Genomic DNA, 16,128 nt, shown 5'->3' on the forward strand with positions numbered 1-16,128 from the left:
ACCCCTGAGCGTTGCCCGGCGTCGGGCTCCCAGACGGCCCAATCTCAGAGCCTTCTGATTTCGCGTCACTAGCCTCCCGGCCCATGGTGCGCGACTACCTCATCCTCGGGGCCGGACCGGCCGGACTTCAACTTGCCTCTCTGCTTGAGCGCGACGGGTGCGACTACGTCGTCCTGGAGCGCGGGAGCGGACCGGGAACGTTCTTCACCCGGTATCCCCGCCATCGTCAGATGATCTCGAACAACAAGGTGAACACGGGTTTCACCGACCCGGAACTCAACCTGCGCATGGACTGGAACTCGCTGCTCAGCGACGACCCGGAACTGCTCTTCACCCGGTACACCGAGCGCTACTTCCCGCACGCCGACGACTGGGTGCGCTATCTGACCGACTTCGCGGCCCGCACCGGCGTCCGCGTCGAGTACGGGACGGAGGCCGTACGGATATCCCGCGAGGACGGCGTCTTCACCGTCCTCGACGCCGGTGGACGTACCTGGCGGGCCCGGAGGCTCGTCGTGGCGACCGGCCTCTCCCGGCTCAACGAGCCACCCGTCCCGGGCGTCGAACTCGCCGAACGGTACGACACCTTCGACACCGATCCGGCTTCCTTCACCAACCAGCGGGTGCTGATCATCGGCAAGGGGAACTCCGCGTTCGAAACCGCCGACTCCCTCATCGAGAAGGCCGCGGTGATCCACGTCGCGGGCCCGCACTCGGTCAAACTCGCGTGGAAGACCCACTACGTCGGGCATCTGCGCGCGGTGAACAACAACTTCCTGGACACCTACCAGCTCAAGTCGCAGAACGCGGTCCTCGACGGCACCGTCGAGAGCATCGAGGAGTCCGCGGACGGCGGCTTCCGGGTGCTGCTCCGCTACACCCGGACCACGGAGCCGCTGCGCGAACTGCACTACGACCGGATCGTCGTGTGCACGGGCTTCCGCTTCGACGCGTCCGTCTTCGACGACACCTGCCGCCCCGCGCTCGTCATCAACGACCGGTTCCCCGAGCAGACCTCCGCCTTCGAGTCGGTGAACGTACCGGACCTCTACTTCGCCGGAACCCTGACGCAGCAGCGGGACTTCAAGAGGTCCACCAACGGCTTCATCCACGGTTTCCGCTACTCGGCGCGCGCCCTGCACCGCATCCTGGGCGCCCGTCACCTCGGCACACCGTGGCCGGCCCGGACGCTCACCGCGACACCCGAGGCGATCGCCGACGCCGTCATCGACCGCGTCAACCGCTCGTCGGGCCTGTGGCAGCAGTTCGGGTTCCTCGGCGACGTGGTCGGCGTGGACGGCGACCGGGTTCTGTACCAGGAGGAGGTCCCGCTCGACTACGTCACCGACGGCGGTCTCGGCCCCGCCCCGCACCGGTTCGTCGTCGACCTGGAGTACGGACCGGAGCACGATCAGATCGACCCGTTCGACGTCGGCGTCCCGCGCGTCGTCGAGAACGACGTCGACCACGCCATGGACTCCACGTATCTGCATCCCGTCGTCCGCCACTACCGGGACGGCGTGCTCGCCGGGACCCATCACCTGGCGGAGAACCTGGAGAACGACTGGGACCTGCCGGCCGTCCACCGGCAGCCGCTCACCGCGTTCGTGAAGGAGTGCCTTGACTGAGGAGCCGTTCCCCGGCCCCGTACTCGACCTCCTCGACGCGGCGGGCGAGCGCACGGTGTTCGAGCACGGCGGCCGGGAGGTCTCGGGAGCCCGGCTCCTCGGCATGGTGCGCCGCGCGGTGATCGGCCTGCGGCGCCACGGCGTCGGGCCCGGCGACGGCGTCGCCATGCTGCTGGGGGTCGGCCCCGGGGCGTTCGCCGCGATCGTCGCCGCCCACGTCGTCGGAGCCCGGGTCGTCGGTGTGCGTCCCGGCCTGACCGGGCGTCAGCGGGAGCACCTCCTGCGGGGCGTCGGAGTAAGGATCACCGACCGGCCCGACGGCCCGGGAACCCGTGGGGCAGGGCTCGTCCTCGGCCTCGACGACCTGCTGTCGGCGCCGGACGACGGCGTCCGGCCCCGGGTCCTGGCACGGCCCGGGGACGTCGCCCGGCTCCTGCACACCAGCGGCAGCACCGGCGTTCCCAAGGCGTGCGCCCAGACCTACGCGGCGATGACCGCGGGCTGGGCGCACCGGCCGGACGCCTGGCCGCCCGCGGTCCGCGAACTCGCCCAACGCCTGGACCGGTTCCTGGTGTTCGGCACCCTGGCCAGCCAGGTGATGATGGAGTACGGGCTGCTGGCACTCGCCGCCGGCGGCACCCTCGTCACCGCCGACCCGCCGGCCTTCCCCGATGCCCTGGTGCGCCACCGGGCGACCGCGAGCGTCATCACGGTGGCCCGGCTGACCAAACTCGTGGCGAGCCTGCGCGAGTCGCCCGTGGACCTCGGCGCGCTGCGCGCGCTGATGGTGTCCGGGTCACCACTGGAGCCGGGACGACTGCGGGAGGCCGCCGAGGTGCTCGGCCCGGTCGTCTTCCACGGCTACGGACAGACCGAGACCGGCATGATCTCCATGGCCACCCCGCAGGATCCGCCCGGTTCCCTCGGCGTGCCGCCCGTCGACCTGGAGGTCCGGGACGCCTCCGGCCGCGCGCTCCCGCCCGGCACCGACGGTGAACTCTTCGCCCGTACCCCGTCGCAGAGTTCCGGCTACTGGCAGGAACCCGCCCTCACCGCCGAGGTGTTCTCCGACGGGTGGGTGCGCACCCGCGACCTCGGCCGGCTCGACTCCTCGGGCCGGCTGTGGCTCACGGGACGGATCCGCGACGTGATCATCGTCAACGCCAACGTGTACTACGCCGGACCGGTCGAGCGGCTGCTCGCCGGCCACCCCGCGGTCGCCGAGGCGTACGTCGTCGCCGTGCCCGACGACGACACGGGCGAGGCCGTCCACGCCTTCGTCGTGCCCGCCGCCGGACACACCCCCGACCTCGGCGAACTGAGCGCCCTGGTGGCGGCGGACCTGGGCGAGGCCTGCGCCCCGAGCCGCCTCACCCTCCTCGACGAGGTGCCGCTCACGGCTGCCGGGAAGCCCGACAAACGGCGTCTGACGGCGGAGAGTTAGCGGGGCACGGTCCGTTCAGGGACTGCCGGCCGCGTCCGGCTCCCCCGGTGCGGGCGTCGCCGTGGTGGTCCGCTCGGCGGGAACGGCTTCGCCGTGCACCAGATCGTCGAGTTCGGCGTTCAGTCGGGCAGCGCCTTCGGGGTGCCGGTCGGCGTCGTGCGGGTTGCTTCCGCGGACGGCCACCGCGGCCCCTGCGACGGCCATGGGGATCGCGACGAACACCGCGGCGGTGCGCATGCCTCCCGGCGCGGACAGGACCAGCGCGATGAGCGGGGGCCCGAAGGCCCCGCCGGACTTGCCGGCGGCCGCGGCCCAGCCGCCGGCGGTCCCCCGGATGGCCGTGGGGTAGATCTCGGCCGTGTAGGGGCCGATGAGCGCGATGACACCGGCCGTTCCGGCGAACAGCAGTATCACGACGGTCAGCAGGACGGGCCGGCTGCCGTCCGTCCCGACGGCGGCCAGCGCGAGCAGGGCCGCGACGGTGAGGGCCGCGTAGACGACCATGGTGCCTCTCGCCGACCACCGCATGTAGAGCCAGGCGGCCACCACGCAGGTCGGGATGGACAGCAGCGACGAGACGAACAGCAGCGTGGCGGCGGACATGCCGTGCTGGTCCGCCGCCTCCAACTGGCTGGGCAGGAAGGTGATGAAACCCCAGTAGACGAGGCCCCAGGCGAGTGCGTAGCCGCTGACGACCAGCGTCTTCGCCGTCTGGGGGTGTTTGAACAGGGTGGCGGCGGGGACGCGCCCGGACTGCGACTGCCGGACGGTGAAGGCGGCCGATTCCGGAATCCACCGGTTCAGCGCGATCAGGATCAGGACCAGCGGGAGCTGCGCGAACCACAGGACGCGCCACCCGGTCAGCGGGATGAGCACCGCGGCCAGTCCGGCGGCCGCCATGTAGCCGCCGGTGGTGGTGAGCCCGGCCTGGAGCACCATGATGGCCGCGCGCCGGCCGGGCGGCAGGCTCTCCGTCATCAGGGCGTACACGACGGGCAGCATGCCTCCGGCCGCCATCCCCATCAGAGCGCACATGACCAGGGTGCCGTTGAACGTCGGCATGGCGCCGCACACCGTCGTACCGAGAAAGAGCAGGGACGCGATCAGGATCGTGGCCCTGCGCCCGATCCGGTCCGCGGCACGGCCCCCCACGAGTGATCCCAGTACCGTGCCGCTCAGCGCCACGGTGGGCAACCACGAGACCTCGGCGGCGCTGAGGTGGAACTCGTCACGCATACCGGGCTGGATGAACGCCAGAGTGGCGGGTTTCATCTGATCCACCATCAGCGCGAAGCTCAGCACGGCGATGAGGCGGTGCCGGTCCGCCGGGGTCGTCCGGGCCAAAGCGGGGGCGGCCGCGGGACCTGCTCCAGGAGGCTGCACGACCGCGACCCCGGAGATCACCACGCCCACGACGATGGCGGCCATGGCGACCCACATCACCCACGACGTTCCCATCATGGCCAGGTGGAATCCCATGGACGCGGAGTCGATGAACATCCACAGATGCTGGGCGACACCGGCGCAAGTGAGCGCGACACCGGTCCAGAACACCAGGGGCCGGGGTATCAGCGGAGCCGACTGCGCGGGCAGCGTCAAGTCCCCACCCCGTTCCCTCGTTCCGGGTGGGCGACCGGACAGTGCCCGGTCCGCCGCTCCTCGAAGTGGCGTGCCGCCGGACGCTGCCGGCGGGCGTGCAGCACCATGACCGTGCCGAGCACCAGTTGGCGTACGCCCCGGGTGACGTCCTCCATCCGGTCCCGCACCCGGACGAAGCTCCGCAGCGCGCTCAGGCGGGGCGGCTCGGGAGGCAGGCCGCGCGGAATCAGCAGACAGGGCGCCCGGTGCGGAATGGAGCGGGTGTGCGACGCCGTCGAGTCCAGCCGGAACCGGCCCAGCACCTCGCGGACCGCGGCGCGCAGCACGAGCGGCGACAGCCGCCAGGCCGGGCAGGGGCGGTTCGCCGCCACGCCGTACGGGATGTGGTGGGCGTCCTTGGCGGCCAGCCGGGACCAGCGGTCCGGGTCGAACTCGTCGGGCCGTTCGTAGCCGGTGGCGTGGTAGTCGGGGTAGCTGAAGCACACCACGGAGCCGGCCGGCAGCACGGTCGTGTCGTCGAGCGGGATCTCCCCGGTGGTGATGCGGTGGGCGATGCCGAACAGCGGGTACAGGCGCATCGTCTCGTCGAGCACCTGCGTGAGGTACCGGTCGTCCTCGGGGTCTGCCGCCAGACGCTCCTGCACCCGCGGGTGGTGGGCGAGGGCGAGCAGGACGTGCGCGGTCGCCTCGGACAGCTGAACGACCGCCGTGTTGAAGAAGGTCCCCTGGAGGTAGTGCACCTGTTCCGACGGCGACAGGGAGGCCGGCAGCCGGTGCGCCACGTCGCCGGCCGCGACCCGGTCGCGCAGATAGGCCGTCAGCGCGGCCCGGCGCCGCGGATGGCGCAGACCGGTGCACTTCAGGGCCGTGATCACGTCGTTGGCGTGCGCGGTGATCAGATCCCGGGCGCGCGGCGGGCACGGTTCCGCGAAGACCAGCTCGTAGCAGAACGCGGCCCACGCGGGCATCACCAGGTCCCGCAGCCGTACGAGACTGATCCGGTCGTCCGGCACCGCGTTCAGGACACCGGCGACGGCGCGGCCGGCCGCCGCCGTGAGCCCGGCCGAGCCGCCGGCGACGATGCGCCGCGTCGTGGCGGCCACGTCCTCGTAGCGCTCGCCGGGCTCCAGGTGCTCCTGGTGCACCTCGGGGCCCGGCGCCAGCCAGTACCAGAACAGGTCGGACAGGCCCGCCCCCTCACTGCGCCCGTCCGCGGCCGGATGGGCGTAGACCCGCTCGAACACGTCGGGTCCGTGCGTGGCGTTGGGCAGGGTCACCACCCGGTCGCCGTTGACCTTCTCGAAGATGCGCACGCGCAACGCCACCACCCCGCGCGGCAGCCACCACGCGTCCTGTGCCGCCCTGCTCCTCACCACGTCCCACCCTTCCGGACGACCATGTCGGCCGTCAGGTCGGCGTTCCGGCGCCCGCCGCACAGGGCAAGCGTGTGGTCGTACTCCTCGCGCAGCGTCGCCAGGACGTGCCGTACGCCCGCCTCCCCCTCGACCGCCAGGCCCCACACGACGGGGCGTCCCACGCCGACGGCCGCCGCGCCCAGCGCGATCGCCACGGCGACGTCGCTGCCCCGGCGCACCCCGCCGTCGAGCAGGACCGGCACCCGGCCCGCGACCACACGGGCGATCGCGGGCAGGCAGTCCACGGCCGCCGGGACCGCGTCGCACTGGCGGCCACCGTGGTTGGAGACGATCACTCCGGCCGCGCCGTGCTCGACGGCGAGCCGTGCGTCGTCCGGATGCAGTACGCCTTTGACCAGCACGGGAAGCGACGTACCGCGCACGGTCTCGGCGAAGTCGGGCCAGCCGACCGCCGGGGACATGGGGATGGCGGTGAGCGCGCCCGGCGCGGTGCCGGGCAGGTCGCGCATGTTCTCCGCGGCGTAGCCGGGCGGCAGGTCGGTGAAGCCGTTGCGCAGGTCCCTGGTGTGCCGGCCGAAGACCGGCGAGTCGACGGTGACCACGAGCGCCGTGCAGCCCGCCTCCTCGGCGCGCCGGACGAGCGCCGCGGTGACCTTTGGGCGGGGGTGCAGATACAGCTGGAACCACACGGCCGGGTCCGGGGCCGCCTCGCGCGCCGCGGCGACGACGTCTGGGACCGCGGTGGTCGCGGCCGTCCCGGTCACCAGGACGGCGCCCTCCGCCGCGGCGGCACGGGCCGTGGCCCGCTCGCCGCCCCGGTGGAACAGCCGGTGGAAGGCGGTCGGTGCGACGATCACCGGCGCCGCCCGCCGCGAGCCCGGCAGATCGACGGCGGTGTCCCGCTCCTCGCCGCCGCGCAGCGCCCTCGGCAGCAGCGCGTACCGGTCGAACGCCCGCTCGTTGCCGGCGAGAACGCGCTCCTCGTCCGCACCACCCGCCACGTAGTCGTAGTGAACCGGGTCCAGCACCTCGCGTGCCCTCTCGTGCAGTTCGCGGAGTGTCACGACGCCACCGGGGTGGCCGGGGTCCGGTGTGCGGCGAGGAAGGCGCGCAGCGGGGCGCGGTGGACCTCCTCGTCGTCCCACTCGTTCTCCAGGTTCTCCGTGATGTGGTGCTCGGCGACGAACGCACCGTCCCGGTACCAGCGCACGACCGGATGCAGATAGCGGCCATCCAGGCCTGCCACGTCCCGCTGGGTCTTGCGACCCGCGGTGACGTCGAAGGGGTCCACCGAGTCGTGGTCCGCCCCGTACTCCAGGGTGATCACCGCGTACGCGTCGGCCTCGCCGAAGTCCCCGGCGCGCACCGCGTGGGGCACGTGGTCGACGGGAACCTCCTCGGCGTAGCGCAGCGTGCCGTCCGGGGCGAACAGCAGCAGGTCACCGAGGACGGCGAACTGCTGCCACAACGCGGAGGACCGGTTGACGCGGGCGATCACCGCGTCGACGGCCCGTTCCGTGGCGTCCCCGAGTACCGTCGCCGGCCAGGGCTCGCCGTGGTGGCGCTGCCGCAGCCCCCGGTGCAGGGCCCGCACCGTGTAGCGGAAGCCGTGGATGAAGCCGGTCGTGGACTTCCTGAAGTCGCGGCCCTGCATCAGCGTTCCAGCGAAGTACAGGCCGGGTACGTTGACCGACTCGCCGAGCGGCGTCAGCGCCGGGAAGCGGCCGTCGACGATCAGCTCCGGCGTGCACGTGTCGTCGAAGACCGAGGCGTCGAACCGGAATCCGGTCGCGACGATCACCCGGTCGTAGCGGAGATCCTTGACCACCTCGTCGGCCCGCTCGAAGGCGACGGGGACGCGGAAGCCGTCCGCGTCCCGGTGGATGGCGAGCACACGGCCGTCGAGGAGAGCGTTCTGCGACTTCAGTTGGTAGCTGTCCAGGAAGTTGTTGTAGACCGCGCGCAGGTGTCCCACGTAGTGCGATCGCCAGGCCATTTTCAGCGAGCCCGAACCGACGACGTGGATGACCGCCGCGGTCTCCATCAGGTTCTCGGCCGTCTCGAAGGCGGAGTTGCCCCGCCCGAGGATGAGCACCCGCTGGTCGGTGTAGGACTCCGGATCGGTGTCGATCGTGTCGTAGCGTTCGGCCAGTTCGACGCCCGGGACCGACGGCAGGTTCGGCAGCGGCATCCCGGTGGCGGTCACCAGACGCCGGGTCCGCCACTGCCTTCCGGTGTGGTCGGTGACGATGAACCCCTCGTCATCGCGGGAGACCCTCTCGACCTCGGTGTCGTACCGCACGCGCACCCCGGTCCGGGAGGCGAAGTCCGACAGGTAGCGCACCAGGTCGTCGGCCGGCGGGAAGTAGCGGGGACTGTACCGGGTGAACAGCAGCTCCGGGTCGTCGCTCAGCAGGGAGTTCCAGTCCATCCGCAGCCGCAGCTCCGGATCGTCGTACCCGGTGTGCACCTTGTTGTTCGAGATCAGATGGCGGTGCCGGGGAAACCGCGTGAAGAACGTGCCCGGACCACTGCCGCGCTCCAGAACGACGTAGTCCGCGCCGTCCCGCTCCAGGAAGGCGGCGAGTTGCAGTCCGGCGGGCCCCGCTCCGATGATCAGATAGTCATGGGTCATGGTCCGGAAGCTATCCACCGGATTTCAGAGCGCTCTGAGATTCCCCGCCTACGTTTTCGGACGTGCTCACCACCACGGACAGCGTCTCACTCACCGGCCCTCTGGACCCCGCCGCCCTGCTCCGCGCGGCGGCACCGCTCACCGTCACCGTGGACGACTCGGCCCGGTCTCGCCTGGACCGCGGCCGCCGCCTCTTCCACGACCTGCGGCACGGCGACGGCGGTGAGGCCCCCGCGATCTACGGCGCCACCACCGGATTCGGCGCGCTCGTGGGGTACGCCGGCCGCACCGACGAGGCCGACCAGTGCGACAACACCCTGGCGCACCTCGGCGCGGGCCAGGGACCGGACCTGCCCCAGGACATCTGCCGCGCCGCTCTCCTGCTGCGCACCTGGTCCCTCGCCCAAGGGTTCTCCGGCGTGTCCGTCGAGGTGGTCGACCGGCTCGCCGCGATGTTCGCCACGACCTTCGGGCCCGCCGTCCCCCGCTACGGCTCGGTCGGGGCGAGCGGCGACCTGATTCCGCTCGCCTACGCCACCCAGGCACTGCGTGGCCGGGGACACGCCTATGTGGACGGCCGCCGCATGCCGGCCGCCGCGGCGCTGACCGCCGCCGGGCTGCGCCCGCTCGCCCTGGACGGCCGGGACGCGCTCGCCCTCGTCAACGGCACCTCCGTCACCACCGCGGCCCTGGCACTGGCCCACGACGCCGTCCGCGCGGCGCACCGCTCACTCATGGCCCTCACCTGTCTGCTGGCCGACCTCCTCGGCTGCGACCCCGGCTTCCTCGACGCGGACCTGCTGCGTGCCTACGGCCACGCCGGCGCGATCGACGTCGGCGCGCGCATGCGGCGGACACTCACCGGAACCATCCCCTCCGGCACCCGGCCGCTGCAGGAGCCGTACAGCGTTCGCTGCTCCCCGCAGTTGCTCGGCGCGGCCGAGGACGCGCTGCGCTACGTCGGGGGTGTGGTCGCCGCGGATGTCGCCGGCGTCAGCGACAACCCGCTGTTCTTCCACGACGACGCGGAAAGGGGGACGCCGGGGAAGGGGACGGAGGGGAAGGGCAAGGTGGTGCACGGCGGGAACTTCTTCGGCCAGCCCGCCGCGTTCGCGGCCGACCTGCTCGCCTCCGTGATGGCCCAGTTGGGCAACCTCGCCGAACGCCAGCTCGACCTGCTGATGGACCCGGCACGCAACGGTGGCCTGCCGCCGATGCTCGCCACCGTGCCGGGCGCCCAGCACGGCCTGCAGGGTGTGCAGCTGGCCACGACCGCGTTCGTGGCGGAGATCCGCCGGGCCGCGACACCGGCCGGTATGCAGAGCCTGCCGACGAACCTGCACAACCAGGATGTCGTGCCGTTCGGGACCCAGGCGGCCCTGCGCTCCTACGACATGGCGGAACTGCTCGGTCTGCTGTGCGGCTCGCTCGCACTCGGTCTGCGTCAGACCGTCCACGTCGGCGCCCGGCGTCCCACCGCCCCCGAGTGCGCCGAACTCCTCGACGCACTCATCGATCTGATCCCGCCCGTTGATCCGGACCGTCCGCTGGACGCGGATGTCCGCGCCGCGGCACGCCTGCTCGCCACCCGCGACCTGCCCCGACCGGACGTGCCGGGCCAGGCGCGGGCCGGCGTCCGCCCTCCGGGAACGTGATGGTGAACCGGGCGCCGCTCCCCGGTCGGCCGGCTGCGGCGACCGTGCCGCCGTGGTGTGTGACGACCTCCCTCAGCAGCGCGAGCCCCAGCCCGTACCGGCCGCCGTCCCCGACGCGGTGGAAGCGTTGGAACAGCCGTTCCGTCCCGGCGAGATCGAAGCCGGGTCCGGTGTCCGAGACGGACAGCCCGACCGTGCCGCCTGAGCGGGTCAGACTCACCTCGATCCGCCCGCCCGAGGGGGTGTGGGTGATCGCGTTGGACAGCAGTTCACCGACGGCGCGGCGCAGCGCGGACTCGACACCGTCGACGGACAGCGGATGCGGCGGGCTCTCCACGGCGACGGTGAGGCGTCCCTCCCGGGCCCGGTCGGACTCCTCGGCGACCACGGACCGGGCCAACGCCACGAGATCGACCGGCCGGTGCTCCGACCGCCGTGCCGGGCCCGTCGCGAGGCTGGCCGACAGCAGCAGGTCGTCCAGCACGTCGCCGAGCCGGCCGACCGAACCGACCAGCCGGATCAGCCCTTCACGATGCGGGCCGGGCAGCTCTTCGGCGGCCGCCTGCCGCACCAACACCTGTGCGCGCGTGTGCACCAGGGTGAGCGGGGTGCGCAGCTCGTGGCTGGCGTCAGTGACGAACCGCCGCTGCCGGGCGAGCGCCTCGGCCAGCGGCGCCACGGCCCGGCGCCCGAGGACCACGCCCGTGACGGCCGCGGCGAGCAGCCCCACCAACTCGGCGACGCCCAGCGCGGTCCACAGGTGATCCCGGTCGGCCAGCTGGAAGCGCATGTCGAACACCGCCTGCACGGGCTTCCCGTCGGCCCGGAGCTGCGTACGCACCAAATACTGCGTGTGGTTGCGCCGTACGGTGCGCTCCACGGGCTCGTGGGTCTTGAGCACCCGGTCCACGTCGGCCCGCACCGGGAAACCGGAGGGGGCGTTCGCCAGCGGAGTGGTGCCGGGCGCGTACAGCCAGGTGCACACGGGCGGGCTCGACAGGTCGCCGTATGCCGCGCCGTAGCGCAGCTCCCGCCACACCTGGTCGTTCTGCGCTCCCACCATCACCGTGTGCGAGACGCCGCCGGCGACCGTGATCAGCAGCGTGATGATCGCCCCGGTGATCACGGCGATCCGCAGCCGCGCCCTGCGCACCGCCGCCCACTCCGCGTCCGCCGACGACTTCACAACGCCCCCAGGCGGTACCCGACTCCGCGGACCGTGCGGACGATCTGCCGGCCCAGCTTGCGGCGCAGGTAGTAGACATAGGTGTCGACGAGGGACGAGGCGGACGCCTCCTCGAACACCGTCCGGCGCAGTTGCTCTCGCGAGTGCACGGTCTCCGGGTGCGAGGCGAGCACCCACAGCAGCTCGAACTCGCGGGCCGCGAGGGTGATCCGCTCGCCGTCAGCCAGCCCGACCTCCCGGGGACCGACGTACAGATGTCCCGAGCCGATCCTCAGTACATCGGTGCTGTCGAGCGCGCGGCGGCACAACGCCCTTAACCGAGCGCTGAGTTCGTCGAGGGAGAACGGCTTGACCAGGTAGTCGTCGGCGCCGGCGTCCAGCCCGTCGACCCGGTCGTGCACGGTGCCCATCGCGGTGAGCAGCAGCACCGGTGTGCGGATCGCGCTGGACCGCAGCCGGCCCAGCAGGTCGATGCCGTCCAGCACCGGCAGGCGCCGGTCGAGGACGAGCACGTCGTAGTGCCGGGTGAGGCCGAAATGCAGGCCCCGGTGGCCGTCGGCCGCGACGTCGACCGCGTACCCCTCTTCTCGCAGCACTTCGCAGAGCATGACGGCCAGCTCCCGGTCGTCCTCGACGAGCAACAGCCGCCACGGCTCCCTCGTACGCTTCTGCTTCACCGTCTCAGTCTCCTCACCCCTCCCCGCAACACCAGTCAACGCCGTTGTACGCTATGGGGTTCCCGGTCGGGAGGGGCTCGTGAGCTGTCCGCGTAAACGCATCGTCTCCGTCCACGCGTACGCCCCGCACCCCCTTCTCGGCCCGACCCACTTCCGCTCGCGCGGGTGGTGCCGTTGCACGCGGTGCCGCGCACCTGCGGCTGTACGGCCGGTCCGCCGGAGTACCGCGTCCTTCGGCCCGGGCGACGTCGGGGACGGCCTCGTCGAACGCCGCCTCCCACGTGGCCGTTTCTCCTTGTCCGCGCCTCAGGCGTATGGGACGGTGGGGAGCATGACGAAGTACGTCGCACTGCTGCGCGGCATCAATGTCGGGGGCCACGCCAAGATCGCGATGAAGGATCTGCGCGAGCTGTTCGGCGAGATGGGTTTCGACGAGGTCCAGACGTACCTGCAGAGCGGGAACGTGGTGTTCGCCGACCCTGCCGATGCCGCGCCGGGCGAGCTGCGGGAGCGGATCGAGAAGCGCCTCGCCGACGGGCTGGGTGTACCGGCCGGTGTGCTGCTGCGCAGCGGCGAGTCGCTGGCCCGGACGGTCGCGGCCAATCCGTACCTGGACCGCGAGGACGACCCGGCCAAGCTGCACGTCACCTTCCTCGCCGGGCGGCCGACCGCCGAGCAGGCGGCCGCACTGCAGACGCCCGCCGGGGAGACGGCCGAATTCACCCTGGCCGGTGACGAGATCCACCTGCACGTGCCGGGCGGCTACGGGCGGACCAAGCTGAACAACACCTTCATCGAGCGTCGGCTCGGCATCGCCGCCACCACCCGCAACTGGAGGTCCGTCAACGCCCTGCACACGATGGCTTCCTGACGGGCCGACGGGCAAGGACGCGCATCCGGCGCGGGCACGAGTACGAACACGGGCACAGGCATGGGCACGGGCCCGCCGCGGTCGCGGCGGGCCCGTAGGGCGGGTGGGTCAACCCTGACTGATGCAGAACGGGTGGCCGGCCGGGTCCAGGAAGACCCTCCAGCGCTCGCCGCCGGGCTGGGTCTCCGCCTTGGCGGCACCGAGCTCCAGCACCCGCTTCTCAGCGGCGTCCAGGTCCTCGGCGGAGAAGTCGAGGTGGAACTGCTGCGGGATGCTCTGACCAGGCCACTGCGGGGCCTGGTAGTCGGCGACCTTCTGGAATCCCATTGCCGGGCCGCCGTCGCCGTCGAGGCCCGCGAAGTCGTCGGACTTGTAGGAGATCTTCAGGCCGGTGAGCTCCGTGTAGAACTCGGCCAGCTGGGTCGGGTCGGAACAGTCGAGAGTGACACCGTAGTACTTGGTCAGCGCGGGCACACCGAAACCCTTTCTTCGGAGGGTGCATGGATTCGGAAGCAGCCGAAAGACGGGCGACTTCCGTCGGCTCGGGTCGAGGACCGACAAGCCGATAATGACAGTACGTCAGAACTACCGTGGCCGCGAACAAAGGGCAATATTCGAGGCCGCCCATCGTCGAATCGGAGCCTACTCGGGGTGGTTCACTTCTGGGGTGCCTCAGGACTTGGAGATCCTCTCATTCGACTCGGCCGAAGCGTTCAAGACTTGGCTCGCCGAAAGCCACGCGTCCTCTGACGGCATCTGGCTCAAGCTGCGCATGAAGGTCCCCGGATCGGTCGCGCTGGATTACGTGCAGGCCCTTGACGTGGCGCTCTGCCACGGCTGGATCGACGGCCAGAGGGGCCAGTTCGACGACGGTTGGTGGCTGCAGCGGTTCACCCCCAGGAGGACGGCCGGCAGGTGGTCCGAGGTCAACAGGGTCAAGGTCGCGGCGCTGATCTGGCAGGGCGAGAAGCTCCACCCGCAGCCGGCCGCTAGCCCTGCAGCAGGGCCAGCAGTTCGGGGGTGTAGAGCTCGGAGACCGGGCGCACCCCGGCCACGGTGTCGAAGTACCGCTGGGTGAGGTCCGGGCTGGTGCCGACCGCCCGCAGCAGCGCCAGGCGCTTGTCGCGGGCGTCGGCCTGGGCGACCAGCAGGGTGCCCTGGTACGGGGGCGTCAGCTCCTGGAGCAGGCGGGTGCCGTAGGCCTCGAGGGCGGCGGTCAGCCGGGGCTCGTCGTGGAGGCCGTCGGCGACCGCCTCGACCAGCAACTCGGCCTGCAGGAAGGCGTCGCCGATGCCGCGCGCGGTGATCGAGTCCTTGTGGTGGGCGGCGTCCCCGACCAACGCCCAGCCCGGGCCCGAGGTCTCCCGGAAGAAGTTGCGCTGGTCGCCGGTGCCGCGCAGCCGCTCGGTCTGCTCGGCCCGCTCCATCTGCGCGAACAGCGCGGGGGCGTTGACCTTGACGCCCTCACGGTAGGCGGCGAAGGCGTCGGTGCGGACCTCCTCGAAGCGGTCCTGCGGGAAGTAGGCGGAGATCAGCACCGCGTCGTTGGTGGGGACGGCGGAGACCCAGCCGCGTTCGCCCTCGTACAGCTCGAAGTCGGTCTTCGGGCCGTCCCAGAAGGTGTAGTAGGCGCAGGTCAGCCGCGGGTGTTCGACGGTGGTGCGGGCGCCGGCCAGCTCGGCGACCGTGGAGCGCATGCCGTCGGCACCGACCACCAGCCGGGCGCGTTCGACGGTGGTCCCGCCGCCGGGGGTGGTGCAGCGCACCCCGGCCACCCGGCCGTCCTCGACCAGCAGCTCGCCGACACCGCAGTGGTCGCGGAACTCGACGCCGGCGGCCACCGCGCCCTCGACCAGGATCGTGTCCAGCAGGGGGCGGCGGGGGGCGTAGGAGGCGTGCACCGTGCCGTTCGGGCTGGCGCAGCCGGCCAGGCGGACCTCCTCGATCTCGTAGACGGTCCGGCCGAGCGGCGGGCAGCCGGTGGCCTTGACGGCGTCCAGCAGGCCCCAGCGCTCCAGGCGGGACACACCGGGCTGCTGGATGTACAGCGTGGAGAGGGTGTCGGTGCCCGCAGCCGCCCGGTCGACAAGCAGGACCCGGTAGCCCTGCCGGGCGAAGAGCATGGCTGTCGGGCCGCCCGCACTCCGCGCGCCCACCACTATCACGTCCCACTCCACGACGAGCCACCTCCCGCACCGGTCGGGCGCGCGCAGTCTGCGCTGCGCCCTCTGCGGGTCCGACCGTACGCAGCCGCGGGGTCCGGGACCGCCCACTTTTGAGCGCGCCCGCGGCGGGCCGGCCGCTACGGTCGGATCAGCGGCAGGATCAGGTCGTCGACCACGGAGACGAGCAGGTCGTCGGGGACCGGCGAGGGTTCGCTGAGAAAGCGCTGGACGAGCATGGCGGGGCCGATATCGACCACCATGGGGCTGATCGATCCCTCGTGGACCTCGCCGCGCAGGGTGCCGCGTTCCAGGATCCGCCAGAACACGTCCTGGCGCGGGGCGATCACCCGGTCGTTGACGATGCCCATGAACGGCCGGTCCAGGTCGATCTCGGCGAGCAGGCTCCGCACGGCCCGCCCGACCGGGGAGTTGAGCACCGCGGCCTTCTCGCGCATGAGCTCGATCAGGTCCTCACGGACGCTGTCGCCCTCGGGGAGTTCGTCGGGTGACGGCAGCGTGTTGTCGAGGGCGTCGACCACCAGCTCGGCCTTGTTGGACCAGCGACGGTAGATCGCGGCCTTGCCGGTGTGCGCGGTCGCGGCGACCGAGTCCATGGTCAGGCCCGCGTAGCCGACATGGGCCAGCTGTTCGATCACGGCGTGGAAGATGGCCTGTTCGAGGGCCTTCCCCCGGCGGCGTAACGGTGTGCCTGCAACCGCGAGTGACCGGGCGTCAGCTGTCATGGATCCCCCATCCGAGCGACGAGTGAACACTTGCGTTCCTAATTTGCCGCACGGTAGGGTCCCCGCATAGGGAACTCACAAGTGCCTTATTGAGGATCGAGGGTACCGATGACCGAGCTGGACGCGTCCTCCCTGACGGCCTCGGCACC

The 16,128-nt window shown here is 71.8% G+C and carries 12 protein-coding genes and 1 pseudogene; 4 read left to right on the forward strand and 9 right to left on the reverse strand.

Annotated elements, in window-relative coordinates; translation table 11 throughout:
* Positions 1-83: 83 nt before the first annotated feature.
* Positions 84-1,628: an NAD(P)-binding domain-containing protein gene (locus tag ACGH7X_RS05410; RefSeq protein ID WP_399882150.1), complete on the forward strand. Its 1,545-nt coding sequence runs from the start codon at positions 84-86 to the stop codon at positions 1,626-1,628.
* On the forward strand, positions 1,621-3,072 hold the full coding sequence (locus ACGH7X_RS05415; protein WP_399882152.1) for a class I adenylate-forming enzyme family protein: 1,452 nt from the start codon (positions 1,621-1,623) through the stop codon (positions 3,070-3,072). Before ACGH7X_RS05410 ends, ACGH7X_RS05415 begins: the two co-directional genes overlap by 8 nt.
* A 15-nt stretch (positions 3,073-3,087) precedes the next feature.
* On the opposite strand, the gene ACGH7X_RS05420 is transcribed toward ACGH7X_RS05415, so the two are convergent.
* From ACGH7X_RS05420 to ACGH7X_RS05435, 4 genes are read right to left on the reverse strand one after another with little or no spacing between them, the layout of a single operon-like run.
* Positions 3,088-4,671 (reverse strand): MFS transporter, encoded by a 1,584-nt coding sequence (locus tag ACGH7X_RS05420; protein ID WP_399882154.1) that lies wholly within the window; start codon positions 4,669-4,671, stop codon positions 3,088-3,090.
* The gene (locus tag ACGH7X_RS05425; protein WP_399882156.1) at positions 4,668-6,047 is read right to left on the reverse strand and encodes a cytochrome P450; all 1,380 of its coding nucleotides are present in this window, start codon (positions 6,045-6,047) and stop codon (positions 4,668-4,670) included. Before ACGH7X_RS05425 ends, ACGH7X_RS05420 begins: the two co-directional genes overlap by 4 nt.
* Positions 6,041-7,111 carry an alpha-hydroxy acid oxidase gene (locus ACGH7X_RS05430; RefSeq protein ID WP_399882158.1) on the reverse strand — a complete coding sequence of 357 codons (1,071 nt, stop codon included), beginning with the start codon at positions 7,109-7,111 and terminating at the stop codon, positions 6,041-6,043. The genes ACGH7X_RS05425 and ACGH7X_RS05430 overlap by 7 nt, the downstream gene beginning before the upstream one ends.
* Positions 7,108-8,682: an NAD(P)-binding domain-containing protein gene (locus ACGH7X_RS05435; RefSeq protein WP_399882160.1), complete on the reverse strand. Its 1,575-nt coding sequence runs from the start codon at positions 8,680-8,682 to the stop codon at positions 7,108-7,110. The genes ACGH7X_RS05430 and ACGH7X_RS05435 overlap by 4 nt, the downstream gene beginning before the upstream one ends.
* Before the next feature lie 62 nt (positions 8,683-8,744).
* On the opposite strand from ACGH7X_RS05435, the gene ACGH7X_RS05440 reads away from it, so the two are divergent.
* Complete coding sequence (locus ACGH7X_RS05440) at positions 8,745-10,337, forward strand: aromatic amino acid ammonia-lyase (protein ID WP_399882161.1); 1,593 nt, start codon at positions 8,745-8,747, stop codon at positions 10,335-10,337.
* Positions 10,338-10,383: 46 nt separating this feature from the next.
* Here ACGH7X_RS05440 and ACGH7X_RS05445 read toward each other — a convergent pair.
* Positions 10,384-11,400 (reverse strand): annotated as a pseudogene (locus ACGH7X_RS05445) (sensor histidine kinase); the annotation flags it as partial.
* A gap of 119 nt (positions 11,401-11,519) precedes the next feature.
* Positions 11,520-12,200, reverse strand: coding sequence for a response regulator transcription factor (locus ACGH7X_RS05450; RefSeq protein WP_399882163.1), 681 nt, complete (start codon positions 12,198-12,200; stop codon positions 11,520-11,522).
* Positions 12,201-12,531: 331 nt separating this feature from the next.
* Between ACGH7X_RS05450 and ACGH7X_RS05455 the strand changes: the two genes are divergently transcribed.
* On the forward strand, positions 12,532-13,071 hold the full coding sequence (locus ACGH7X_RS05455; protein WP_399882165.1) for a DUF1697 domain-containing protein: 540 nt from the start codon (positions 12,532-12,534) through the stop codon (positions 13,069-13,071).
* 108 nt (positions 13,072-13,179) lie between these two features.
* On the opposite strand, the gene ACGH7X_RS05460 is transcribed toward ACGH7X_RS05455, so the two are convergent.
* The 3 genes from ACGH7X_RS05460 to ACGH7X_RS05470 all read right to left on the reverse strand — a co-directional run bounded on the left by ACGH7X_RS05460 (position 13,180) and on the right by ACGH7X_RS05470 (position 15,892).
* On the reverse strand, positions 13,180-13,545 hold the full coding sequence (locus ACGH7X_RS05460) for a VOC family protein (RefSeq protein ID WP_399882167.1): 366 nt from the start codon (positions 13,543-13,545) through the stop codon (positions 13,180-13,182).
* Positions 13,546-14,060: 515 nt separating this feature from the next.
* Positions 14,061-15,248 (reverse strand): NAD(P)/FAD-dependent oxidoreductase, encoded by a 1,188-nt coding sequence (locus ACGH7X_RS05465; RefSeq protein WP_399882169.1) that lies wholly within the window; start codon positions 15,246-15,248, stop codon positions 14,061-14,063.
* Between the two features lie 125 nt (positions 15,249-15,373).
* A complete protein-coding gene (locus tag ACGH7X_RS05470; protein WP_399882171.1) occupies positions 15,374-15,892 on the reverse strand; it encodes a TetR/AcrR family transcriptional regulator in 519 nt (172 codons plus the stop codon).
* Between the last annotated feature and the right edge of the window lie 236 nt (positions 15,893-16,128).

The sequence above is a fragment of the Streptomyces sp. BBFR51 genome (assembly GCF_044591655.1).
Classification (GTDB): domain Bacteria; phylum Actinomycetota; class Actinomycetes; order Streptomycetales; family Streptomycetaceae; genus Streptomyces.

Bases quoted from the DNA above. Each gene is read 5' to 3' on its own strand.
- ACGH7X_RS05410 (WP_399882150.1), top strand. From the start codon at position 84: ATGGTGCGCGACTACCTCATCCTCGGGGCCGGACCGGCCGGACTTCAA.
- ACGH7X_RS05435 (WP_399882160.1), bottom strand. From the start codon at position 8,682: ATGACCCATGACTATCTGATCATCGGAGCGGGGCCCGCCGGACTGCAA.
- ACGH7X_RS05455 (WP_399882165.1), top strand. From the start codon at position 12,532: ATGACGAAGTACGTCGCACTGCTGCGCGGCATCAATGTCGGGGGCCAC.